A 23,207-nucleotide genomic window follows, 5' to 3' on the forward strand; every position below is an offset into this window, starting at 1 on the left:
CCGGCTCAGGACATGACGAACGGACCCGTACCGGGGAGAGGGGTGGGATCGCCGATCAATCTGCCGCACCTCGGCGCCCCGGGTCCATCGAGGTTTTCTTAACCTCCGCCGCAGCTTTCCTTCACACCCGCACCCACACCCGCGCCCACAAACGCACCGCGCCCGGCGCCAGGAAGCACGATCCGGATCTCCGACGGGTGGCCTCCCCTCGGCGATCCGCCATGAAGTGCCCTCCCTCGGGCGTCACGGGAACGCCTCCCGTCCTCCGATGCGGGCGGCGAGTTCCGCGGCCATCGACTTGATGGTCTCCAGGCCCGCCCTGCCCCAGGGACGCGGCTGTACGTCCATGACGCAGACCGTGCCGAGGGCGATGCCCGTGCGGTCGAGGAGGGGCGCGCCGAGGTAGGAACGGATGCCGTGGTCGTCGACGACGGGGTTGCCGGCGAACTTCGGGTACTCGCGCACGTCTTCGAGGACGAGCCCTTTGCGGCGGACCACCACGTACGGGCAGAACCCGTGGTCACGGGCGAGGCGGCGATCGACGCCGAGCAGCGTGGTGTCGGCCGTGGGCTGTGCCGACACATGCAGTCCGGCGAAGAACTGCCGTTCCTCGTCGATGAAGTTGACCGTCGCGTACGGCACCGCGGCGACCTCCGCGAGCCGGTCCGCGAAGGCGTCGAAGGCGGGTTCGGCGTACTCGCCGAGCCCCAGCGACCGCAGCCGCGCCACGCGTTCGGGGGCGTCCCGGTCCTCGGGGGTGAGCAGCAGCCGGCCGACCGGACGCGGCGGGTCGTACGTCACGTGTGGGCTCCGTGGCTCGGCAGCTGGGCCGGGGTGTGGGCAAGGAGGTGCCGTACGAGGGTGAGCAGGGTCTGCACGCCCGAGCTGGAGATACGGGCGTCGCAGCAGACGACGGGGATGTCCGGGTCGAGGTCGAGGGCCGCACGCACCTCATCGGCGTCGTAGCGGTAGGAGCCGTCGAACTCGTTGATGGCGACGATGAAGCCGAGGCCGCGCTGCTCGAAGAAGTCGACGGCGGCGAAACAGTCCTCCAGGCGGCGCGTGTCGGCGAGGATGACCGCGCCGAGGGCGCCTTCGGAGAGTTCGTCCCACATGAACCAGAACCGCTGCTGTCCGGGGGTGCCGAACAGGTAGAGCAGATGGCGCGGGTCGAGGGTGATACGGCCGAAGTCCATCGCGACGGTCGTCTCGACCTTGTTCTCGATGCCGTCGAGATTGTCGGTGGCGGCGCTCACGGTGGTGAGCAGTTCCTCCGTGCTCAGCGGCGCGATCTCGCTCACCGCGCCGACGAAGGTCGTCTTGCCGACCCCGAACCCTCCCGCCACCAGGATCTTGAGTGCGGTGGGGAAGGGGTCAGAGCTGTCGTCGTAGTCCATCGAGCACTGCCTCCAGAAGAGACCGGTCTGTCGGGTTGTGGTGGAAAACCGGGGGCTTGGTGGTGAGGGCTCCGCAGTCGACGAGGTCGGACAGCAGCACCTTGGTGACCGTTGCCGGCAACTTGAGGTGTGCGGCGATCTCGGCGACCGAGACGGGTGCCCGGCACAGGTCGAGTGCGGTCGCGTGCTCGGGGCCCAGATAGCCGAGGGGGGTCGCCCCGGTGGCCATCACCTGTGAGAGGAGATCGAGCGCGGTGGTCGGCCGGGTCCGGCCGTTGATGACGGTGTAGGGGCGCACCAGGCGCCCGGCGGCGTCGTCGTACAGGGGTCCGTCGCCGGCCGCGGGCACGGTCAAGGCCTCATCGCGGAGGGTTCGACGGCTTGCCGGGGCTGGGTGACCAGGTACGGGCGGACGCTCTTGACCAGCATCGCCATCTCGTAGCCGAGGACGGCGGCGTCGGCCTCGCGCCCGGCGAGCACGGCGAGGCAGGTGCCGGAGCCGGCGGTGGAGACGAACAGCAGGGTCGAGGCGAGTTCGACGACGACCTGGCGGACGTCGCCGCCGTCGCCGAAGCGGACGCCCGCGCTGCGTCCCAGGGAGTACAGGCCGGAGGCCAGGGCGGCCATGTGGTCGGCGCTGTCCGGGTCGAGGCCGTGTACCGACTTCACCAGCCCGTCGCAGGAGAGCAGCACCGCGCTCGTGGTGTGCGGTACGCGCTGGACGAGGCCGCTCATCAGCCAGTCGAGGTCGGATACATGGCCGGTCGGCGCTTCGCTCGCCATGGTGGATCGACTCCTTGGGGTGCGTTGGTCTGCGGGAGCGCAGGGGGTGGGGGCCTTGGTGGGGGTGGGGAGGGGCGTGGTCATCCGGCCGGTGTGCTCCCGTCCTGCCGGGGCGTGAGGTCGTGGGCCGCGTCGAGGGCCGACGGGGGTACGGCTATGGGGGCGCCGCCCCTGGGGTGTCCGCCCAGGGGTTGTGCGGCGTCCTTGTGGGGTGCGTCCATGTGGGCCAGCTCCATGTGGAGTGCGTCGGCGCCGTCGGCGCCGCTGTGGGGTGCCGGGCGCGGGTAGCCCGTGTGCGGGCCCGTGCGCGGCTGTCCCGTGTCGATGCGGGACGCGGCGTCGGGGGCGGGGGGCGCGAAGTCGGCCGGGGAAGCGAGATCCGCGGAGGACGGGCGGTCCGCGCGGGACCCGAAGTCAGCCGTGGACCTGAGCTCCGCGCGGGACGTGAAGTCCGCCGGGGACGCGAGGTCCGCGCGGGGTGTGAGGTCCGTCGGGGCCGTGTCCAGGGTGGAGGTGTCCCAGTCGGAGCTCTCCATCTGGCGTGCCTCGGCGAGTCCGATGCCGCGCTGGAAGGCGGCCATCAGCCCGGGGTCGTGCCCGACGTAGTGGTCGGGGTCCTGGCGGGGCGTGGGCGCGGGGCCGCCGCGGAGCTGGGGCACGATGTGCTGCTGGGCGCGGCGGCGGGGCAGCTGCGGCTTGCCCATGGTGCCGCGGACGGCGCCGCCGACCCGGGGGGTCGGGGGTGTCCCGGCGTTGTCCGCGACGGTCCGCCGGTCGTCGGGGCGGATGCCGGGCACGGCCTCGGCCGGGTTGGGCCGCTCCTCCCGGGCGCCGCGCACCGGCAGGGGACTCGGGCCGGTGCCGCCCCTGCCCGAGCCCTGCTGGCCGCTGCCCCGGCCGGGACCCTGCTGCCGGGGCACGGTGGCGCGCGGGGAGTTCGGGGTGCCGCGGTGGCCGGGCTCGGGGCGCGTGGGCTGCGCGGGGGCCGGACGGCCGGGCCGGTCGTCCGGGTGCGCGGCGCGGGCGGATCCGCCGGTGGTCGGGCGGTCGGTGGAACCGGGCGCGGACGCCCTCGGGGGCGTGGCGGTCGGCGTGTGGTGCGGCCCGGCGGCCCGGCGTGCGCCGGTGTGCTGCTCGGGGACGGCGTGGGTCTGCGGCAGGTCGCCGGGCTCGCCGCCGAGGAGGCCCTGGGGGACGACGAACGCGGCCTGGACCCCGCCGTAGATGTTGCTCTGGAGACGGACCTGGATGCCGTGGCGGCGGGCCAGTTGAGAGACGACGAAGAGGCCGATGCGGCCGTCCTGGAGGAGGCTGGCGACGTTGACCTGGTCGGGGTCGGCGAGCAGGGCGTTCATCTTGTTCTGCTCGGTGACGGGCATGCCGAGGCCGCGGTCCTCGACCTCGACGGCGAGCCCGGAGGTGACGAGGTTGGCGCGGAGCAGGACCTGGGTGTGCGGGGCGGAGAACACCGTGGCGTTCTCGACGAGTTCGGCGAGGAGGTGGATGACGTCGGCGACGGCGTGTCCGCGCAGGGTGCCGTCGACCGGGGGCACCAGCTTGACCCGGGAGTACTGCTCGACCTCGGCGATCGCGGAGCGCAGCACCTCGGTCATGGAGACGGGGTTGCTCCACTGGCGGCGGGAGACGGCGCCGCCGAGCACGGCGAGGTTCTCGGCGTGGCGGCGGATGCGGGTGGCGAGGTGGTCGACGTGGAAGAGGCCCTTGAGCAGGTCCGGGTCCTCGATCTCGTTCTCCAGGTCGTCGAGGATCGAGATCTCGCGCTGGACGAGGGACTGGAGTCGGCGGGCCAGGTTGACGAAGACTTCGAGCTTCTGTTCGCTGCCGGCGTGGCTGGAGAGCTGGGAGGCCTGGACGACGGCGGTGACGGCGCTGTCGTGGGCGCGGGCGAGGTCGGCGGCGAGCGGCTCGAAGTCGTCTGCGCCGGCGGTGGTTCTGACACGGGGCCCGCGCGCGGGCGGCTGGTCTCCGCGCCGGAGCGCGTCGACCAGGGAGCGCAGGTCGTCCTCGCTCTTGCTGCTGGCCTGACGCAGGCTGCCCAGCCGTTCGCGCACGGACTTGGCGGTGCGCCCGGCGGCCACGGCACCGATCGCGATGCCGGCGAGGGCCACGGCGGCGGCTCCGGCGAGGACGGCCCACAGGGTGAGGCTGGGCCGGGCGCCGCCGGCGCGGAAGGTGAAGAGGACGGCCGCGCAGGCGCTGAGGGCGACCGCGGTGGGGGGCAGGACCGCGAGGCGCACCAGCTGTGGCCGTATGTGGATCTCGGGCAGCGAGGGGACGGCGGCGCGGGCGGCCGATCGCCCGTGCCGCCCGCCCTCACGGCGGTCTGCGCGGGCGGCCGGTGCGCGAAGGTGAGACATCAGCGTCCTCGTACTGGTCCGTCTGGGGTGTGGGGGGTGCCGCGTCTGGGCGACTTGGGCGTGCGCCATCGCGTGTCGGTCGCGAGAGTCGAAGAATTCGGCACAGCGTCGCCCGACGGCAACTCACAGTAGTCGCCAACGCGTCATGTGCGGTGCGCAGTTGACAAAGACTGCCGTAATGCTTCCCGCTCTGGTATGAGGCTTCGTGCGACAGTCCGATAATTCTTCGGACGCTTGTTCTTAACGGATTCCTTTTGCGCCCGAATTTCGATCAGAGTTGCGCAGAACGGGTCGGAAAAAGACGTCGAGGGCCGGGGAGCACTGCGCTCCCCGGCCCTCGACGTCCATCGAAAAATCACCCTGTCGGGAGAATTCCCGACCGGATTCTCAGCCTTCCGCCACCAGGTCCAGCCGCTCCCCCACCGGGGGCCAGGCGGCCCAGCCGCCGACCGGCTGCTGCGAGACCGCGCGCCACCACGGATCCACCGGCGGGGTGTTCTTCGGCTCGAACGGCTCCCCCGGCCGCGGCGCGGCCATCGTGACCCCCGCACCGTGAGTGGCCCACATCATGCGCTCGCCCGGCTCCGCCCAGGCGTGCATCGCCAGGTTGAACGTCGCCCAGTGGATCGGCATCATCACCCCGCCGGGCTCGCCGCCCTGGAGGTCGAGGTGGGTCTGCAGCCCCTCGTCGGGCGTCATGTGGATGTCGGGCCAGAACTCCGAATAGGCACCCACCTGGATCATGGTGAGGTCGAACGGGCCGTGCGCGGCGCCGATGTCCTTGAACCCCTTGAAGTACCCCGTGTCGCCGCTGTGGTAGATCCGGTGCTCGTCACCGGCGACGACCCAGGAGGCCCAGAGCGTGTGCTGGGTGTTGCGCAGGCCCCGGCCGCAGAAGTGCCGGGCGGGGGTCGCGGTCAGGGTGAGGCCGCCGACCTTGGTGGCCTCGTGCCAGTCCAGCTCGCGGATCCGGTCCGCGGAGACACCCCAGTGCTCCAGATGGGCGCCGACGCCGAGGGGCACCGCGAAGAGCGTGTCCGTGCTCGCCAGCTCCTTGATCGAGGGCATGTCGAGGTGGTCGTAGTGGTCGTGCGAGATGACGACGACGTCGACCGGACCGAGCGCGGCCAGCGGCAGCGGCACGGGATGCAGCCGCTTGGGCCCGGCGAAGGCGAACGGGGAGCAGCGCTCGCCCCAGACCGGGTCGAAGAGCACCCGGTGGCCGTCGATCTCGGCGAGCACACTGGAATGTCCCATCCAGGTGGTCCGCAGCCCGCTCGCCGGGGGCCGGGCCAGGTCGGCGAGGGTCGTGGAGTGCACGGGGATCAGGCCCGCCGGGGCCCGCCGGACCCGCTCGTCCTTGCGGAAGTAGCTCTTCGCCATCTCCACGGCGGCGCCCCCGGAGGGGCGGACCTGGGCGCCCTCGGGGTTCACGAAGACCCCGTTCGCGAAATGCGGGGATCTGCGGATCCGCTCCAATCGGGCACCGCTCGGATCCGCGCCGAAGGCGGCGGGCCGCGCTGCGCGCAGCGCCGAGCTCAGAGAACGGGATCCGGAACCGGACACGGCACCTCCAGGTGGATTCGCTCAGGCATCCCATTATGGTCCGCCCCTCCGACAACGCCGGGTCCGACTGCCCCCCGCGCGATGCAATACTGACCAACTATTCAGTAGATCCTTTTGTTCCCAGGGAGCCCTATGACCTTCGCCCCTTTCATGTCGCTCACCTGGACCGACCACCTCACGGGCCGCCGGGGCTTTCTCGTCGTGGACCGGCTGGTGCGCGGCGTCTGCAGCGGCGGCCTGCGGATGCGTCCCGGCTGCACGCTGGACGAGGTCGCCGGGCTCGCGCGCGGCATGACCATGAAGGAGGCCCTGCACTACGCCCCCGAGGGGCGGTACGTCCCGCTCGGCGGCGCCAAGGGCGGCATCGACTGCGACCCCCGGGCCCCGGAGGCTTACGGCGTCCTGGTGCGCTACCTGCGTGCGATGCGCCCGTACATCGAGAGCTTCTGGACCACCGGCGAGGACCTCGGTCTCGCCCAGGACCTGGTGGACCGCGCGGCCGCCGAGGCGGGCCTGGTGTCGACGATCCAGGCGGTCTACCCCCTCCTGGACGACGAGGGATCGGCCCGCCGACGCCTCGCGGACGCCTTCGCCGTCGAGGTGGACGGCATCGGCCTCGACGAACTGGTCGGCGGCTGCGGTGTCGCCGAGTCCGTGCTCACCGCCCTGGACCGGGCCGGTACGCCGTACGCCGGGACCCGGGTCGCCGTGCAGGGTCTGGGCACCATGGGCGGCGCCACCGCCCGCTTCCTCGCCCGCGCCGGCCTCACGGTCGTCGCCGTCGCCGACATCAAGGGCACCGTCACCAACCCGGCGGGGCTGGACGTCGAGGCCCTGCTCGCCGCGCGCGACGCGCACGGCACGATCGACCGCGCCGCGCTGCGGCCCACCGACCACGAGAGTCCTGCCGACGCCTGGCTGGCCACCGAGGCGGACGTACTCGTCCCCGCGGCCGTCTCCTACGCGATCGACACCACCAACCACCGCCTCGTCACCGCCCGGCTGATCGTCGAGGCGGCCAACATGCCGGTGCTCCCGGAGGCCGAGGAAATGCTCACCTCGCGGGGCGTGACCGTCCTGCCGGACGTCGTCGTCAACTCCGGCACGAACGCCTGGTGGTGGTGGACCCTGTTCGGTGACATCGGCCCCACCGCCGACGAGGCGTTCACCCACACCCGCCGCTCCATGCGCGCCCTCGTCGACCTGATGCTCACCCGGGCCGCGACCGACGGCACCACGCCCCGCGCCGCCGCGCACGCCATCGCCGCCGACCGCCTCCCGACGATCACGGACCGCTTCGGCTGGCACCGCTGACGGGCCGGCCCGCCGCCGGGTGGCTCGAAGCCTGCGGCGCCCTGCGGGGGCCTGGGTAGGGTTGCCGGGTGGGCAGGGTGCGGTTGAGCGTGGCCGAGCGGCGGGCGGAGCTGCTCCGGGCCGCCATCGAGCAGATCGAGGAGCGGGGCGTCGCGGCGGTACGGATCGCCGACGTGGCCGCCGTCCTCGGTGTGAGCAACGCCTTGGTGCTCTACCACTTCTCCACCAAGGAGCGGCTGGTGGCCGAGGCCTTCCGCCATGCCGCCGAGGACGACCTGGCCCATCTCCGCAAGCTCCTGGGCCGCCGCACCACGGCCCTGCGCCGTCTCCGGTCGGCCGTCCGCTGGTACGCCCCCACCGGCCAGGCCAAGGGCTGGCGCCTGTGGATCGAGGGCTGGGCCGTGTCCCTCCGCGACCCCGCCCTGCGTGAGGTCACCCGCGATCTGGACCGGCAGTGGAAGGCCGCCCTCACCGAGGTCATCGAAGCCGGCGTGGCCGCCGGGGAGTTCCACTGCGCGGACCCCACGGCGACGGCCCTGCGCCTCACCGCCCTCCTGGACGGCCTGGCCGTGCAGCTCACGGCCTACGACGGAGCCGTCTCCCGTACCCGCGCCCAGGAGTGGGCCGACCGGGCTCTGGCCCATGAACTGGGCCTGGACCCCGCCTCATTGACGACGGCAACTCGCTGAAAACAGCGGTTCCCCGCGCCCGAAAGGCGCGCGGGGAACCGCGCGAGCAACCACGACATACGGAACGCCGCCCACGGAGCGGCGTTCCCACGGCGAGAAGGCGCCCTTTCTCCGCCCTCAGGCCACGGTCTCGATACGCAGCCTGATGTCGTCCGGCGACAGTTGCCCCTTCGCCGACACATGGTCCCCGGAGGACTCCCCCCGCAGCCGCCGCCCGATCCACGGCACCAGGTACTCCCGCGCCCACTGGATGTTGTCCCGCCGCATCTCCAGCGTCCCGCGCGGCGGCAACGGCGGCCACGGCTGGTCGGGATCGGCCGGAACGTCGACCCCCAGCACCTGCCCGGCCCGCAGCGCGACCCGCGTGTGCCCCTCCGGGGACAGATGGAGCCGGTCCAGGTCCCAGGCACGCCGGTCCTGCACCGTCTTCAGCGACCACAGGTCCAGTACGGGACAGCCGTACCGGTCGGCGATGGCCCGCACATGCAGGTTGTATGTGGCGATCTTGCCCCGCAGGTGCTTCAGCACCGGCACGTCACGGGTGTCGAACCCGGTGGTCACCATGACCGTGCCGACGGCCGAGGTGAGCCGGACCACCGCCCGCTCGAACCGCTCCGCGACCTCGTCGGGATCGGTGCCCGGCCGGATGATGTCGTTGCCGCCCGCGCAGAAGGAGATCAGATCGGGGGCGAGCTCCAGCGCCCTCGGTACCTGGTCCTCCACGATCTGGTCGAGGAGCTTCCCCCGCACGGCCAGGTTGGTGTACTCGAAGTCGCCCTCGGGCAACCGGTCCGCGAGAAGTACCGCGAACCGGTCGGCCCAGCCGACGAACCGCCCGTCGGGCCCGGGGTCGCCGACGCCCTCGGTGAAGCTGTCCCCCAGCGCCACGTACGACCCGATCATTGCTCTGCTGCCATTCGAATCGTCTGCCACATCGGCACATGATTCACCTTCGCCTGTGACCTACGCGACCGTAATAAGGGCTTGACGGGCGGTGAGATAGACCACGTGTCAAGTGTTGGTCAACCCGGAATACACCAGGTCGGTTCAGTGGAGACCCCACACACGGAAGTCCTCGATCCGGAAGTGGCTCCAGGTGGTCCGGAAGGCGAAATGCCCACCCGTGTACGGCTCGGGGTCGCGGTAGTCGAACACGAGCCGCCCGTTGTTCCACCACTGGACCTTCGACCCGTCCGAGACGACGCGCACACGATGCGGCTCGTTCGCGACGAGCAACGGCTCGGTGTAGTCGTAGATCAGCGGCCGCACCCCCGCCTCCCCCACGTAGCGCCGCAGCCGCGTCGTCGTATTGGTGTTGGCCCCGTATCCGACGTAGTACGTCTTCAGGTGGTCGTACTCGGCGAGCGCGCCCCCGCGCGGGGTGGCGAAGAGGTCGTCGGGCGAGCGCACGTCGACGGCGTTCCAGATTCAGGTGGTCGTACTCGGCGAGCGCGCCCCCGCGCGGGGTGGCGAAGAGGTCGTCGGGCGAGCGCACGTCGACGGCGTTCCAGAAGTTGTTCAGGTCGGACACCCGGTCGTTGACCCCGCCCGCGGAGACCGGCGTGGCCGTGTACTCGACGACGTACGGCCCTTCCAGCCGACGCCTGAACCAGAGGGTGGCCCCGGCCGGTACGTCGACCTCCAGCACACCGCGCGAGGCCGTGACCGTGCCGCCCCGCTCCAACTCCACGGCCCACTGCCGGAGTCCGCGGCGGAAGCCGTCGGCGGCGATCAGCCGGCCGCGGCGTCGGGACGTGGCGGCGGACGCGCTCCCGGCCGGGGCGACGGCCGCGAGGGCGGCACCGGCGGCGAGCGCTCCGAAAGCTCTACGGGTGGTCATACGACGCTCCTTCTGTCCTTCTCTCGATGGGTGGCGTTCGGGGAGGTTCAACGGGACCGGACCGCGATCGCGGGCCTCGGCACCCGGCGGGTCTCGGTGCCGAGGTAGTAGTCCGTGTACGTCGACTGGAGGTAGCCCCGGACGGTCCATCCCAGCCGGTACGCGGGGTTGTGGGCGAGCGTGTAGAGACGGGTTCCGGTCGGCTCGGTGGTGGTGTGGAGGCGGAGGGCGGTGTGGTCGGCGGTCTCGGCGAGGATCTCCTCGCGCCAGTCGCCGAGGATGTCGCCGTAGAAGGGGGTCGCGTTGCGCGCTCCGGAGACGACGCCGGCCGGATCGAAGATCCTCGTACTGGTCTCGGTCGCCGGGTCCCAGTCGGAGACGTGGGTGAAGTCCAGCAGCTCCGAGCCCTTGTCGCCGTCCCACCAGATACGGAAGTTGACGCTGGGCGTGGTCGTGGCGATCTTGCCGTCCCGGACGTTGCGGACGCCGGCCCCGGGAGCCGTGACGTCGGCGGTGGACGTCCAGTACTCGTAGCCGCGATGGCCCGGGTCGATGTCGCCGGTGCTGCCCCGGCCGACGTCGATGTCGGTGTCGTTCTCCCAGTCGGCCGGGTGTTGCCCGGTCACCAGGCGCTCGCCGGTGTCGGCGTCGTAGTAGTACCAGGGGAAGTTCGGGACGACGCCGAGCTCCGCCTGCTGGATGGCGAATCCCTCCAGTCCGGGGCGGCCGGGGTCGAGGTCGGCGATGTGGAAGCGGTCACCGTGGCCGGCACCGTCGACGACGTACCGGAGGGTGCCGTCGCCGTTCAGCACGTAGTTGCCGTCGGCGATCTCGTCCTTGCCGTCGCGGTCGACGTCGACGGTGCGGATCTGGTGGAAGCTGGTCGCGCCGCTGTCGGCGGGCACCACGTACTTCCAGCGGCGGGTCAGATCCGTGCCGTCGAAGTCCCAGGTCTGGAAGAGGACGCGGAAGGCGCCGCGCCGGGCGCCGACGCGGGTGACGAGCTTGGTGACGAGGCTCGGGTGGACCCCGTCGAGGTAGGCGATGCCGAAGTGACCGCCGGACGGGCCGTCGGCGGCGAAGTCGTCGGGCACGGGCTGCCGGTCGCGCTCGGTGCCGGTCGCGCCGTCGACGACGGAGACGAACTGCCGGGCGGGCGAGTCGGCGGTGACCTGCGCGCCGTCCGCGAAGGTCGTGCCGGCGGCCGTGTGCGTCAGCACCTCGGCGCGGCCGTCGCCGTCCAGGTCGAACACGGTCACGTTGTCGTCGTTGCGGTAGCCGCCGATCGGCGTGGATCCGCTGATCGCGGCGGGCGCCGGGTCGTTGGCGCCGTTCCCGCCGACCTGGGTGTACGAGCCGGGTCCGAGGTCGACGCGCCACAGCCGCTCGCCGGTCAGCGTGTACGCCTCCAGCAGGTCGGGCCGGTCCCTGGTCTGCGAGAGCCGGCTCACCACCAGCTCGTACCGCCCGTCCCCGTCGAGGTCGCCGGGCCAGGCGTGCTGCACGGTGTAGCCCTCCGCCGCGGCGAGCGGGATCTCGGCGTGCCCCTGACCGAGTACCAGCCCCGAACTCGGCTTTCCCTCCCGCCCGTCGACGACGGCCCGCACGCTGTACGCGCCCGTGCCGGGGCTGGTGTCCCGGTAGGTCGTCGAGCGGGTGATCGGCGCCCGGTTCAGCCGCCTGCCGCCCTTGTAGACGTTGAAGCCGATCGCGTCGCCGTGGCGCGCGTACTCCGTGCCGAGCAGCCGCCAGCTGAGGAAGGTCCCGCCGTCGGACGGTATGGCGACCAGACCCCGGTCCAGGTTCTCCACGACTCGGCGTGGTCTCTCCGCGGCATGGCCGCCGGGTGCGGAGAAGAGACCGGCGAACAGGGCGGCGGCGGTCAGGAAGACGGTTCTTCGACGTCGGGCAGTACGCACCGACACTCCTTCACAGAGACAGAAAGCGCTTACGCGGATCACTGTCCCCTCCCCTCGCGGCACTGTCGAGGTTTCGATCGGCCATGCCACACGACCGCAACACGGTGATCATGAAACGCCGAAGGCCGGCCCCTGATCACAGGGACCGGCCTTCGGCATTCGGGCGCCGGGTGCAGGTGACGTCAGCCGCCGGGGGGCGGTGCCGTCAGCCGCCGGGGCTCGAAGGGTGTCGTCAGACGCCGACGCCCTTCGAGCGGAGGTAGGCCAGCGGGTCGATGTCCGCGCCGTAGTTGGGGCTGGTGCGGATCTCGAAGTGGAGGTGCGGTCCGGTGACGTTGCCGGTCGCGCCCGAGAGGCCGATCTGCTGGCCGCCGCTCACGGACTGACCCGCGGAGACGGAGATCGAGGACAGGTGGGCGTACTGGGCGTAGTAGCCGTCGGCGAGCTTGATGACGACCTGGTTGCCGTACGCGCCGCCCCAGCCGGCGGAGACGACGGTGCCCGCGCCCACGGCCTTGAGGCTGGTCCCGGTCGGGGCCACGAAGTCGACGCCCGTGTGGTAGCCGCTGGACCACATGCTGCCGGCGGTCTTGTACGCGGTACCGACGGTCCCGCTCAGGATGGGCCGGCTGAAGCCGGAGGCGTTGGACGACGAGGACTGGCCGCTCGCCGTGGAGGTCGACACCTTGGTGTCCTTCGACTCCTGCTTCGCGGAACCGGAGGGCTTCGACGGCTGGGACGGCGCGGCCGACTCGGCGGGCTTCGAGGACTGCGACAGCTGCGGCTTGGACGAGGAGCGCGACGTCTCGCTCGACGCGGCCCGCTCACCTATCGACAGCTTCAGCCCCGGGTGGATGAGCGAGGGGTCGGAGCCGATCGCCTCCCGGTTGTCCGAGTACAGCTGCTTCCAGCCGCCCTCGACGTCCTGTTCGTCCGCGATCTTCGCGAGGTAGTCGCCGACCTTCACCGAGTAGGTCTTGGTCGCCGCCTTCTTGGTGGCGGTCTTCTCCGCCTGCGCGGCCTTCTCGGCCTGCTCGATCCGCGCGCCGACCTCGGCCGCGGCCTTCTCGGCGGCGATCGTCGTCGGCTTCTCGGAGACACCGGAGACGGTGGCGCTCGGGGTCGCGGCGTGGGCGCCGGCGGCTCCGATCAGCGGCAGCGCGAGCGCCGCGCCACCGGTGCCGGCGGCGGCGATCGAGCGGGTGAAGCGCTGGGGCTTCGGACGGCGGTGCTTACCCTTCGCGGGCATGACGAATTCCTCTCCGGCGCCTGCGAGGTGAGCTGTCGGGTGCGGACTGGAGATGTCCGGCCGTGTTTGCGCACGGCTTTACCCCTAGCCGTTCCGGAGACCGGAACAGGCGGTGATTCCTGTGGGTCCCCCGCTCCTGCCGTGGATCGGGTCGGTACGCGGCTCCGGTCGGCGGCAGGATTGGGCGTCCGTCCGGATTGACGCCGAACGTAAGCGACTTGTGCCCACAGAGACAACCATTGGGACTTCCTGTGCGTCTTCCGCACTGATCCTTACATCAATTCACCATCACGCTCCGTAATAGACCGGTCTAGGGCGCATTCCAACCTCCCTGGAAATCCGCACGAATTACGTGGACATGACGGCAACGGAATGTCACGAATATGACGCTGCTCACGCGCCTACGGCCCAGTAGGCTTTATTCCAGGTCTTGTTGGATTTACAGCTCTATTTCGGACAGAAGGCTCAAGTGCGGCGGAGTCGGATAATCGTCGCATCGAAGTCGCCGCGCAGCCCGGTCGGCAATCCGTGATGCGCCAGCACGGCACCCCGGTGCATTTCGCCCGTTTCGCGGCACTCGTAGGTCCCCGTCGGGTCCAGCCCGCGCAGTCGCAGCGGGGCGAGCGGCTCGCCGTAGTGCTGGGCCTGGAGCCAGGCGAGGACGACGACCTCGTCACCGTGGACGTACTGCACGGCGCTCAGCCCGCCCGTCGGCGGCCGCAGCCGGTACAGGTCGCCGCGCTGCACGACCGGCCGGATCTCCTTGTACAGCTCCACCCACTCCCGGGCCTCGGCCAGCTCCTCCTCGCTCCACTCGGTGAGGTCGCCGCCCACGCCGAGCACACCCGCCATGGCGCTGACGAACCGGAACCGCAGCGAGCTGACCCGCCCGTTGAGCTGGTTGTTCGGGCTGTCGGTGACCCAGGCGGCCATGGCCCGCGCCGGGTGGATCTGGCTGAAGCCGTGCTGGATGGCGAGCCGGTCGAGCGGGTCGGTGTTGTCGGAGGTCCACACCTGGTCCGTCCGCGCCATGACCCCGAGGTCGATCCGGCCGCCGCCGCCCGAGCACGACTCGAACGCGACCCCCGGGTGCGCGGCCCTGAGCCGGTCCAGCAGGGCGTAGAAGGCGTGCACGTGCTCGACCCACAGCTTCTGCGGATAGGGCTCACCGGGCCAGCCCGCGTCCGTGAAGCAGCGGTTGAAGTCCCACTTCACATAGTCGATCGGCGCGCTGGACAGGAGCGTGTCGAGCCGCTCCCAGAGGTATTCCTGGACGTCCTCACGCGCGAGATTGAGCACGAGCTGATTGCGCAGTTCCGTCCGCTTTCGACCCGGTTGGAACTGGGCCCATTCAGGGTGCGCCCGGTACAGCTCACTGTCCGGATTGACCATTTCCGGCTCGACCCAGATGCCGAACTGCATCCCGAGCGAGTGCACACGCTCGGCGAGCGGCCGCAGCCCCTTCGGGAAGCGGTCCGGATTGGGCGTCCAGTCGCCGAGGCCGGCCCGGTCGCTGGTGCGCGCCCCGAACCAGCCGTCGTCCACCACGAACAGCTCGACCCCGATGGCGGCCGCCCGGCGCGCGAGGGCCTCCTGCTGTTCCTCGGAGATGTCGAACTCGGTTGCCTCCCAGGAGTTGAAGAGCACCGGCCGGTCCTGGTCCGCGTCCGGGATGACATACGTCCGCTGGTAGGCGTGCCAGGCGCGACTCGCCCCGCCGAAGCCGCCGTCGCTCCACAGGCCGGCGAAGACGGGTGTGGTGAAGGTCCCGCCCGTCTCCAGCCGCAGCAGTCCGGACTCGTCGTATCCGGCGCCGCCGGTGATCTGCACACGCGCGTCCGGGAGTTGGGCCACCGCGATCCGCCAGGAACCCGACCAGCCGAGGGCACAGCCGTAGACCTCGCCGCGCTCCTCGGTGGCGTCGGTGTCGAGGGCGACCCAGGGCAGGTGCTGGTGCCCGGTGTGGCCGCGGCGGCTGCCGATGACCTTCTCGCCGTAGGTGAGGTCGGCGCGCACGAGCCGGGACTCCGCCGCCCACCGCCCGTGCAGCTGGGAGAGGCGCCAGGTCTCCTCCGCGCGCGGCAGCGTCCAGGTCGCCGAGTCGGCCCGCAGCAGCTCCACCGTCGGCCCCTCGTTGGCGAGGGTCACCCAGCGCTCGACCACGTCGTCGCGCATCCGGTAGTGCAGGGTGATCCCGAGTCCGTCGTCGGTGAACCGCAGCCGCAGCTCGTCGCCGTCGGCCTCGTACGCCTGGAAGGTCCACTCGGTGCCCCGCCGCTCGTCCGTGCGCACGGCCAGGGCCGGACGGGTGAAGCGGGGTCCGCCCTCGACGGGGTACTCCTCGTGTCCGTCGACCGGAGCCTCGAACGGCCAGTACGGCAGCTGCTGCCGTGCCGCCAGTTCCTCGGCGTCCGCGAGGGCGATCCGGGGACCCCAGTGCAGGTGCAGCAGCTCGTCGTTCTCGGTGAGCCGCAGGGCATAGCTGCTCCTGGGCCCGGTGAGAAGCCAGGTCCGGCCGTCTGCGCCGATTTCCAACATCAAGCCCCCACAGATTCGAACAGGTGCGATCGGGCTTCAACATCATCGCAGGTCGCCGCAGGCGCTCGACGGCGCCTGTGGACAACCTCCGCCGCGTCCGCCGAGCGGCCTGTGGACAACCGTTCCGGGCTCCCGTACCCGGCGGTGGACAACTCATTGGCGTACGCACGCATGTCGTATCGTCGAGGGCGCGCCTCGATGTCGAGTGCGTGCCCGTCGGCGCTCGGCGCGGACGGGCGGATGGGAGGGAGCCCCAGTGACGCAGCAGATCCCGTCGACCGAGCCCGAGCTGACCGGGGTGCGTAATTTCCGCGATGTGGGGGGTCTGCCGACCGTGGACGGCCGCCGGGTGCGTCACGGGGTGCTGTTCCGCAGCGGTCACCTGGCGCACGCGACCGACGAGGACGCCGCGTTCCTCGCCTCCCTGGGCCTGCACACGATCTTCGACTTCCGTAACGCGGCCGACCACAAGCTGGAGGGCCCGGACGTCGAGCTGCCCGGCGTCCTCAATGTGAACCTGCCGCTGAGCGACCCGGCGGACGGCGCCGAGTTCTGGAAGCTGGTCCGCGACGGCGACCTGGACCAGCTGCGCGCGCTGCTGGACGACGGCAAGGGGGCCGGCCGGATGATCGCCTCCTACCGCCGGATCATCAAGGACCGCACGGCCGAGCACTCCCGGGTGCTGCACGCCCTGGCCGAGGACAGTGTGCCCGCGCTGATGCACTGCGCGGCGGGCAAGGACCGTGCGGGCCTCTCCGTCGCCATCACCCTGCTCACCCTGGGTGTGGAGCGCGAGGCCATCGTCGCCGACTACCTGGAGTCGAACGCCAAGCACCGCCGCTACAAGGTGCACCGCAGCAGCCGCGCGGCGAACGCCTACTCCCCGGAGGTCATGGAGCTGCTGAGCCCGCTCTTCGACGCCCGCGCCGAGTACCTGCAGGCGGCCTTCGACACCATCGAGCAGACCTGGGGGGATGTGGACACCTACCTGGAGCAGGGCCTGAAGATCACCCCTGAAACCCGGGAGCACCTGCGCGAGCGCCTGCTGGACTAGGCAGGGCGGCCCGTCCCGGCCCCGTGGTCACTGGTTGGCGCCCACCTCGAACAGCAGATAGATGAAGGCCGCGAAGACGTGGCCGACCGCGATGTAGATGATGAGCCGCACCCACAGGGCGCGGGGGAACTTGTCTTCCAGGTCGGTCATGGAGTCTCTCCGGGGCTGGTCGGCCCGAGGCACAGCGTGGCCGTCGGGCTCTGCAGAAGGGTGTGGACGAACAGGAGGTCGGCGCCGTCGGGGTCGGCGGCGGCGATGCGGTGCGGGGTCAGCGAGTCGAAGTGCGCGCTGACCCCGGGTGCCAGCAGATGCGCGGTGTCCCCGAGGCGCAGCCGCAGCCGCCCCTTGAGGACGTAGAGCCACTCCTCGCCGGGATGCACCCGCACCATGTCGCCCTGCGAGCCGTGCGGCACATGGACGCGCAGCGCTTGCATCCCGCGCCCGGACGCACCCGCCTGCCAGTACGTCCAGCCACCGGCCCGGGTGGGCTCCATGTCGGGCGCTCGCAGCACGGCGTCCCGTTCGGCGACGGTCTCGCCCAGCAGTTCGGAGACGGTCGTACCGTAGACGCGGGCCAGCGCGAGCAGCATCGGCAGCGAGGGCTGGCGCTGTCCGGTCTCCAGCCGGGAGAGATGGGCGGGCGACAGTCCGGCGGCGCGGGCGGCCACCTCCAGGGTGAGGGCGGCCCTGCGGCGCAGGCCCCGCAGCTGCGGGGCGACGGCGGGCAGTTCCGTGTCGACCGGGGGCTCGGGAGGGTGCGTACCCTCGGAGGGGCTCATGCCCTCCATTCAGCCGGAGCTTTGCCTCTGCGGCAAATTTCTTGCCTCAGAGGCAAAAGCCGATCGAGAGCCGCACCCTCAGCCCCCGGCCCGGGATCAGCGGCCCGCGACCGCCTGCTTCACCAGTGTCTTCCCGAAGTCCCACATCAGTCCGCCCCCGCTGTGCGCGTCGTCCATCACCTCGGTGAAGGCCGCGACGAACCGGTCCACCTCGCGTTCCCCGATGATCAGCGGCGGGATCAGCTTGATCACCTCCAGGTGGTCGCCGGAGACCTGGGTGAGGATGCGGTGGCGCCGCAGCAGCGGGACGACGACCATCTGGGCGAAGAGTCCCTTGCGGGCCGCCTGGAGCATGGTCCAGCGGCTGCGCAGCGCCAGCGACCTGGGCCTGCCGAACTCGATGCCGATCATCAGGCCCCGGCCGCGTACGTCGCTCAGCAGTTCGTACCTCTCGACGAGCGCCGTGAGCCGGCTCTTCAGCAGCTCCCCCGTGGCCCGGGCATGGGCCACGATCTGCTCGTTCTCCATGACCGAGAGGACGGCGAGCCCGGCGGCCATGGCCTGGGCGTTGGAGCCGAAGCTCGCCGAGTGGACGAGGACCCGGTCCATCGACGAGTAGACCTTCTTGAAGATCCAATCCTTGCCTAGGGTCGCGCCGACCGGGACATAACCGCCGGAGAGCGCCTTGGCCACGCAGACGAGGTCCGGTTCGACGCCGTCCTCGTGCTGGTAGGCGTAGAAGTCCCCGGTGCGGCCGAGCCCGGTCTGCACCTCGTCGACGATCAGCAGCGCCCCGTGCCGGTGCAGCAGCTCCTGCGCGGCGAGCAGATAGCCGGGCGGGGCCTCGTGCACGCCCTTGCCCTGGATGGGTTCGACGACGAGGGCGGCGACGTCCCCCTTCTTCACCTCCTTGGCCAGCGCGTCGAGATCACCGAGCGGTACGGCCGTGTCGGGGAGCAGCGGCGCGAAGCCGTCCCGGAAGCCGTCCTCGCCGTTCACGGAGAGCGAGCCGGTGGTGAGTCCGTGGAAGGCGTGGTCGCAGTAGAGGACGCGGGGTCTGCCCGTGGCGTATCGGGCGAACTTCAGCGCGGTCTCGACGGCCTCCGTGCCGCTGTTGCCGAAGAACACCCGGTCCAGGTGCGGGCTGTGGGTGAGCAGTCGCTCGGCGAGCAGGCCGGGCAACGGCGGGCAGTCGAAGCGGGTCAGGTCGGCGAGCCCCGCGTCGAGCACGTCGTGCAGGGCCTTGCGGACCACGGGGTGGTGGCGGCCGAGCCCCATCACCCCGAACCCGGCGAGCATGTCCAGGTGGTCGGCGCCGTCCGCGTCCCAGAAGTACGCGCCCTCGGCCCGCTCGTAGACCTTGTCGAAGCCGATGGTGTGCAGCATGCGCGGGAGCTGGTGGTTGAGGTACCGGGCGTGCAGTTCGTAGCGCTCGGCGCCGCGCTCGGCGAGGAGTGCGCCGAGGTCGAACTCCTCGGTGCCCGCCGCTGGTTCCAGGGTGGTCATTCCGGTTTCTCCTTGGCGGGCTCGGCCTCCGACAGGTCCCCCCTGGCGAACGCGTCCCGGGCGGCGAGCGACGCGCTGATCCGCCCGGCGATCTCGACCGGCGTCAGCCCTATGTCCGCCAGCACCTCCGCGCGTTTGGCGTGGGCGAGGAACTGCTCCGGGATGCCGAACCGCCGTACGGGGACATCGACCTCGGCGTCTCCCAGGGCGAGGGCGACGGCCGAACCGACGCCGGCGGCCCGGCTGTTGTCCTCCACGACCGCCACCAGCCGGTGTTCGTCGGCGAGCCACGGCAGTGCCGGATCGACCGGCTTGACCCAGCGGGGGTCGACGACGGTGCAGCCTATGCCCCGGGTCCGGAGCAGCTCGGCGGTCCGCAGGCACACCGTCGCCATCACGCCGACGGCGACGAGCAGCACCTGCGGTCGGTCCGAGGTCGTCGCCGTCGCGACGGACGGGGAGCGGTACAGCACGTCCATGCCGCCCACCCGCTCCAGCGACGGGATCTCGGGCCCCACCGACTCCTTCGGGAACCGGAGCAGGGTGGGGGCGTCGTCCACGGCGACCGCTTCCCGCAGCTGCGCGCGCAGTTGGGCGGCGTCGCGGGGCGCGGCGATCCGCAGCCCCGGCACGACCTGGAGGACGGACAGGTCCCACATGCCGTTGTGCGAGGCGCCGTCGACGCCCGTCACCCCGGCCCGGTCCAGGACGAAGGTGACGCCGCACCGGTGCAGGGCCACGTCCATCAGCAGTTGGTCGAAGGCCCGGTTGAGGAAGGTCGCGTAGACCGCCACGACCGGATGGAGCCCGCCCGTCGCCAGTCCGGCGGCCGAGACCGCCGCGTGCTGCTCGGCGATCCCGACGTCCCACACCCGGTCGGGGAACTTCTCCGCGAACCTGCCGAGCCCGACCGGGTGCAGCATGGCCGCCGTGATCGCGACGACGTCCTCGCGCTCGTCCCCGATCCGCACGATCTCGTCACCGAAGACCGACGTCCAGGACGGTCCGCCGGCGGGGGTGAGCGGCTCGCAGGTCAGCGGGTCCATCACGCCGACAGTGTGGAAGTGGTCCTCCTCGTTGGCGAGGGCGGGCTCATAGCCACGGCCCTTCTGGGTCAGGCAGTGCACCAGGACGGGGCCGTGGAACCGCTTGGCGCGGCGCAGCGCCGACTCGACGGCCTTGGTGTCGTGCCCGTCGATCGGTCCCACGTACTTCAGGCCCAGGTCCTCGAACATGCCCTGCGGCGCGAAGGCGTCCTTGAAGCCCTTCTTCGCCCCGTGCAGGGCCTCGTAGACCTCCTTGCCGACGACCGGGGTGCGCAGCAGCACGTCCTTGCCCCAGGCGAGGAACTGCTCGTAGCCGTCGGTGGTCCGCAGGGTCGCGAGGTGGTTGGCGAGGCCGCCGATCGTCGGTGAGTAGGAGCGTTCGTTGTCGTTGACGACGATGATCAGCGGCCGGTCCTTGGCGGCGGCGATGTTGTTGAGCGCCTCCCAGGCCATGCCGCCGGTCAGCGCGCCGTCGCCGATGACCGCGACCACATGGCCCTGTTCCCCCCGCACCTCGCGGGCCTTGGCGAGGCCGTCCGCCCAGCCGAGGGCCGTGGAGGCGTGGCTGTTCTCGACGATGTCGTGCTCGGACTCCTCGCGCGAGGGATAGCCGGACAGGCCGCCCTTGCCGCGCAGCTTGGAGAAGTCCTGACGACCCGTCAGCAGCTTGTGCACATAGCTCTGGTGACCGGTGTCCCAGACGATGCGGTCCACGGGTGAGTCGAAGACCCGGTGGAGTGCGACGGAGAGCTCCACCACCCCCAGGTTGGGCCCCAGGTGACCACCGGTCCTGGCGACCGCGTGCACCAGGAACTCCCGGATCTCTGCCGCCAGTTCACCGAGTTCCGCCTCGGTCAGCGCCTTCAGGTCGCGCGGTTGCCGGATGTTCTCCAGAATCGTCACGTCGGGCCCCCTCTCGATCCGTGCTCTTCAGCCCGTGTCGTCAACTCACGGTGACCGCCGGTTCGCCCGACGCGACGCCGTCCTTCTCCATCTGCTCGGCGATCTTCATCGCCTCGTCGATGAGGGTCTCCACGATCTTCGACTCGGGCACGGTCCTGATGACCTCGCCCTTCACGAAGATCTGCCCCTTCCCGTTGCCGGAGGCGACCCCCAGGTCCGCCTCCCGCGCCTCCCCGGGCCCGTTGACGACGCAGCCCATGACCGCGACCCGCAACGGGACCTCCATGCCTTCCAGCCCGGCGGTGACCTCGTCCGCCAGCCGGTACACATCGACCTGCGCCCGTCCGCACGACGGGCACGAGACGATCTCCAGCCGCCGCTGCCGCAGGTTCAGCGACTCGAGGATCTGGATACCGACCTTGATCTCCTCGACCGGCGGGGCGCTCAGCGAGACCCGGATCGTGTCGCCGATCCCCTCGCTGAGCAGCGCCCCGAAGGCGACGGCGGACTTGATCGTGCCCTGGAACGCCGGGCCGGCCTCGGTGACGCCCAGGTGCAGCGGGTAGTCGCACTGGGCGGCGAGCTGCCGGTACGCCTCGATCATCACGACGGGGTCGTTGTGCTTGACCGAGATCTTGATGTCCCGGAAGTCGTGCTCCTCGAACAGCGACGCCTCCCACAGCGCGGACTCCACCAGCGCCTCGGGCGTCGCCTTCCCGTACTTCTGCAGCAGCCGCCGGTCCAGCGAGCCGGCGTTGACCCCGATCCGGATGGGGGTGTCGTGGTCCTTCGCCGCCCGCGCGATCTCCTTGACCTTGTCGTCGAACTGCTTGATGTTGCCGGGGTTCACCCGTACCGCCGCGCAGCCGGCCTCGATCGCCGCGAAGACGTACTTGGGCTGGAAGTGGATGTCCGCGATCACGGGGATCTGCGACTTGCGGGCGATGGTGGCGAGGGCGTCCGCGTCGTCCTGCGTGGGACAGGCGACCCGGACGATCTGGCAGCCGGACGCGGTGAGTTCCGCGATCTGCTGCAGGGTGGCGCCGACGTCCGACGTACGAGTCGTCGTCATCGACTGCACCGACACCGGAGCCCCGCCCCCCACGGCCACCGGGCCGACCTGGATCCGCCGCGAGGTGCGGCGTTCCGCGATCGGCCGGGCGGGCAGCTCGGGGAGGCCCAGCGACACGGCGGTCATCACATCACCCCTGGTTCCCGTGGTTCGCCTGGTTCCCGGAGACCGTCTCGCGCAGGGCGCGCAGGGACTCCTTCAGCGACCCCATGGTGGCGAGGACGGCGGTCGGCTCGTACCCGCAGTGCGCCATGCAGTTGGCACAGCGCGGGTCCTTGCCCCGGCCGTACGCGTCCCAGTCGGTGTCCTCGATCAGCTCCCGGTACGTCGTGACGTACCCGTCGCTCATCAGGTAGCAGGGCCGCTGCCAGCCGAAGAGCGAGTAGTTGGGGATCGCCCAGGCCGTGCACGGGAAGTCGACCCTGCCCTCCAGGAAGTCGAGGAACAGGGGCGAGTGGTTGAGCCGCCAGCGCCGCCGGTTGCCGCCGGAGAAGGCCTTCTTGAACAGTTCGCGGGTCTGCTCGACGCCGAGGAAGTGCTCCTGGTCCGGCGCCTTCTCGTAGGCATAGGCGGGCGAGATCATCATCTCGTCGACCTGGAGGTCGTCATTGAGGAAGTTGAGGACCTCGATGATGGTCTGCGGGGTGTCGGTGTTGAAGAAGGTCGAGTTGGTGGTCACCCGGAAGCCGCGCTTCTTGGCCTCCTTGATGGCGGCCACGGCCTCGTCGAACACCCCCTCCTTCGCCACCGACTCGTCGTGCCGCTCCCGCAGCCCGTCGATGTGCACCGCGAAGGCGAAGTACGGCGAGGGCTTGAACTTGTCCATCTTCTTGCGCAGCAGCATGGCGTTGGTGCACAGGAAGACGTACTTCCGCCGTGCCACCAACTGCCGCACGATCTCGTCGATCTGCGGGTGCATCAGGGGCTCGCCGCCGGCGATGGACACCATCGGCGCACCGGACTCCAGGACGGCGCCCACGGCCTGCGCCACCGGCATGCGCTGCTTCAGCACGCCCGCCGGATGCTGGATCTTGCCGCAGCCCTCACACTTCAGATTGCAGGCGTAGAGCGGTTCCAGCTCGACGATCAGCGGGAACTTGTCGCGCTTGCGGAGCTTCTGTTCGGCGAGATACGTCGCCACCTTGATGGACTGGCGGAGCGGCATGGCCATCTG

The 23,207-nt window shown here is 71.0% G+C and carries 19 protein-coding genes, 1 pseudogene and 1 riboswitch; of the genes and pseudogenes, 3 read left to right on the forward strand and 17 right to left on the reverse strand.

All coding sequences use genetic code 11. From position 1 onward, the window contains the following. Window positions 1-243: 243 nt before the first annotated feature. The 6 genes from PUR53_RS24610 to PUR53_RS24635 all read right to left on the reverse strand — a co-directional run bounded on the left by PUR53_RS24610 (window position 244) and on the right by PUR53_RS24635 (window position 6,124). Window positions 244-801, reverse strand: a complete 558-nt coding sequence (locus PUR53_RS24610) for a GAF domain-containing protein (RefSeq protein WP_329902289.1) — start codon at window positions 799-801, stop codon at window positions 244-246. Beyond that, window positions 798-1,397, reverse strand: a complete 600-nt coding sequence (locus PUR53_RS24615; protein ID WP_329909665.1) for a GTP-binding protein — start codon at window positions 1,395-1,397, stop codon at window positions 798-800. Before PUR53_RS24615 ends, PUR53_RS24610 begins: the two co-directional genes overlap by 4 nt. Continuing rightward, the gene (locus tag PUR53_RS24620; protein ID WP_239760658.1) at window positions 1,375-1,746 is read right to left on the reverse strand and encodes a DUF742 domain-containing protein; all 372 of its coding nucleotides are present in this window, start codon (window positions 1,744-1,746) and stop codon (window positions 1,375-1,377) included. Before PUR53_RS24620 ends, PUR53_RS24615 begins: the two co-directional genes overlap by 23 nt. A 2-nt stretch (window positions 1,747-1,748) precedes the next feature. Continuing rightward, window positions 1,749-2,180, reverse strand: coding sequence for a roadblock/LC7 domain-containing protein (locus PUR53_RS24625; protein WP_329902291.1), 432 nt, complete (start codon window positions 2,178-2,180; stop codon window positions 1,749-1,751). Between the two features lie 80 nt (window positions 2,181-2,260). Next, complete coding sequence (locus PUR53_RS24630) at window positions 2,261-4,558, reverse strand: sensor histidine kinase (RefSeq protein WP_329909666.1); 2,298 nt, start codon at window positions 4,556-4,558, stop codon at window positions 2,261-2,263. Between the two features lie 387 nt (window positions 4,559-4,945). Continuing rightward, complete coding sequence (locus tag PUR53_RS24635; protein WP_329909667.1) at window positions 4,946-6,124, reverse strand: MBL fold metallo-hydrolase; 1,179 nt, start codon at window positions 6,122-6,124, stop codon at window positions 4,946-4,948. A 132-nt stretch (window positions 6,125-6,256) separates the two neighbouring features. Between PUR53_RS24635 and PUR53_RS24640 the strand changes: the two genes are divergently transcribed. Both PUR53_RS24640 and PUR53_RS24645 read left to right on the forward strand, forming a co-directional pair. Then, window positions 6,257-7,438 carry a Glu/Leu/Phe/Val dehydrogenase dimerization domain-containing protein gene (locus tag PUR53_RS24640; RefSeq protein ID WP_329909668.1) on the forward strand — a complete coding sequence of 394 codons (1,182 nt, stop codon included), beginning with the start codon at window positions 6,257-6,259 and terminating at the stop codon, window positions 7,436-7,438. Between the two features lie 68 nt (window positions 7,439-7,506). Further along, entirely contained in the window at window positions 7,507-8,127 is a 621-nt protein-coding gene (locus PUR53_RS24645; RefSeq protein ID WP_329902295.1) for a TetR/AcrR family transcriptional regulator, read from the forward strand. Window positions 8,128-8,244: 117 nt separating this feature from the next. Here PUR53_RS24645 and PUR53_RS24650 read toward each other — a convergent pair whose 3' ends face one another. The 5 genes and pseudogenes from PUR53_RS24650 to PUR53_RS24670 form a co-directional block, all read right to left on the reverse strand. Then, on the reverse strand, window positions 8,245-9,030 hold the full coding sequence (locus PUR53_RS24650) for an SGNH/GDSL hydrolase family protein (RefSeq protein WP_329902296.1): 786 nt from the start codon (window positions 9,028-9,030) through the stop codon (window positions 8,245-8,247). Between the two features lie 144 nt (window positions 9,031-9,174). Beyond that, window positions 9,175-9,967, reverse strand: a pseudogene (locus tag PUR53_RS24655) (DUF6250 domain-containing protein). 47 nt (window positions 9,968-10,014) lie between these two features. After that, window positions 10,015-11,886, reverse strand: coding sequence for a rhamnogalacturonan lyase family protein (locus PUR53_RS24660; RefSeq protein ID WP_329909669.1), 1,872 nt, complete (start codon window positions 11,884-11,886; stop codon window positions 10,015-10,017). Window positions 11,887-12,118: 232 nt separating this feature from the next. Next, entirely contained in the window at window positions 12,119-13,135 is a 1,017-nt protein-coding gene (locus tag PUR53_RS24665; protein WP_329909670.1) for a M23 family metallopeptidase, read from the reverse strand. A 4-nt stretch (window positions 13,136-13,139) separates the two neighbouring features. Next, a riboswitch (cyclic di-AMP (ydaO/yuaA leader) is annotated at window positions 13,140-13,298 on the reverse strand. A gap of 302 nt (window positions 13,299-13,600) precedes the next feature. After that, window positions 13,601-15,673, reverse strand: a complete 2,073-nt coding sequence (locus PUR53_RS24670; RefSeq protein ID WP_329909671.1) for an alpha-galactosidase — start codon at window positions 15,671-15,673, stop codon at window positions 13,601-13,603. Window positions 15,674-15,929: 256 nt separating this feature from the next. On the opposite strand from PUR53_RS24670, the gene PUR53_RS24675 reads away from it, so the two are divergent. Then, a complete protein-coding gene (locus tag PUR53_RS24675; RefSeq protein WP_329902301.1) occupies window positions 15,930-16,727 on the forward strand; it encodes a tyrosine-protein phosphatase in 798 nt (265 codons plus the stop codon). A 27-nt stretch (window positions 16,728-16,754) separates the two neighbouring features. Here the strand turns inward: PUR53_RS24675 and PUR53_RS24680 are convergent, their stop codons facing one another. The 6 genes from PUR53_RS24680 to hpnH form a co-directional block, all read right to left on the reverse strand. Next, on the reverse strand, window positions 16,755-16,877 hold the full coding sequence (locus tag PUR53_RS24680; RefSeq protein ID WP_319109354.1) for a DUF6126 family protein: 123 nt from the start codon (window positions 16,875-16,877) through the stop codon (window positions 16,755-16,757). Continuing rightward, on the reverse strand, window positions 16,874-17,506 hold the full coding sequence (locus PUR53_RS24685; RefSeq protein WP_329909672.1) for a helix-turn-helix domain-containing protein: 633 nt from the start codon (window positions 17,504-17,506) through the stop codon (window positions 16,874-16,876). Before PUR53_RS24685 ends, PUR53_RS24680 begins: the two co-directional genes overlap by 4 nt. Window positions 17,507-17,602: 96 nt before the next feature. Then, window positions 17,603-19,012, reverse strand: a complete 1,410-nt coding sequence (locus PUR53_RS24690) for an aspartate aminotransferase family protein (protein ID WP_329902303.1) — start codon at window positions 19,010-19,012, stop codon at window positions 17,603-17,605. Then, on the reverse strand, window positions 19,009-20,961 hold the full coding sequence (gene dxs, locus PUR53_RS24695) for a 1-deoxy-D-xylulose-5-phosphate synthase (protein ID WP_329902304.1): 1,953 nt from the start codon (window positions 20,959-20,961) through the stop codon (window positions 19,009-19,011). Before dxs ends, PUR53_RS24690 begins: the two co-directional genes overlap by 4 nt. 40 nt (window positions 20,962-21,001) lie before the next feature. Next, window positions 21,002-22,159: a flavodoxin-dependent (E)-4-hydroxy-3-methylbut-2-enyl-diphosphate synthase gene (gene ispG / locus PUR53_RS24700; RefSeq protein ID WP_329902305.1), complete on the reverse strand. Its 1,158-nt coding sequence runs from the start codon at window positions 22,157-22,159 to the stop codon at window positions 21,002-21,004. 4 nt (window positions 22,160-22,163) lie between these two features. Beyond that, window positions 22,164-23,204, reverse strand: coding sequence for an adenosyl-hopene transferase HpnH (gene hpnH / locus PUR53_RS24705; protein WP_329902306.1), 1,041 nt, complete (start codon window positions 23,202-23,204; stop codon window positions 22,164-22,166). Window positions 23,205-23,207 lie beyond the last annotated feature (3 nt).

Origin of the sequence: Streptomyces sp. SP18BB07, assembly GCF_036322545.1 — a bacterium.
In the GTDB taxonomy this organism is placed as follows: domain Bacteria; phylum Actinomycetota; class Actinomycetes; order Streptomycetales; family Streptomycetaceae; genus Streptomyces; species Streptomyces deccanensis.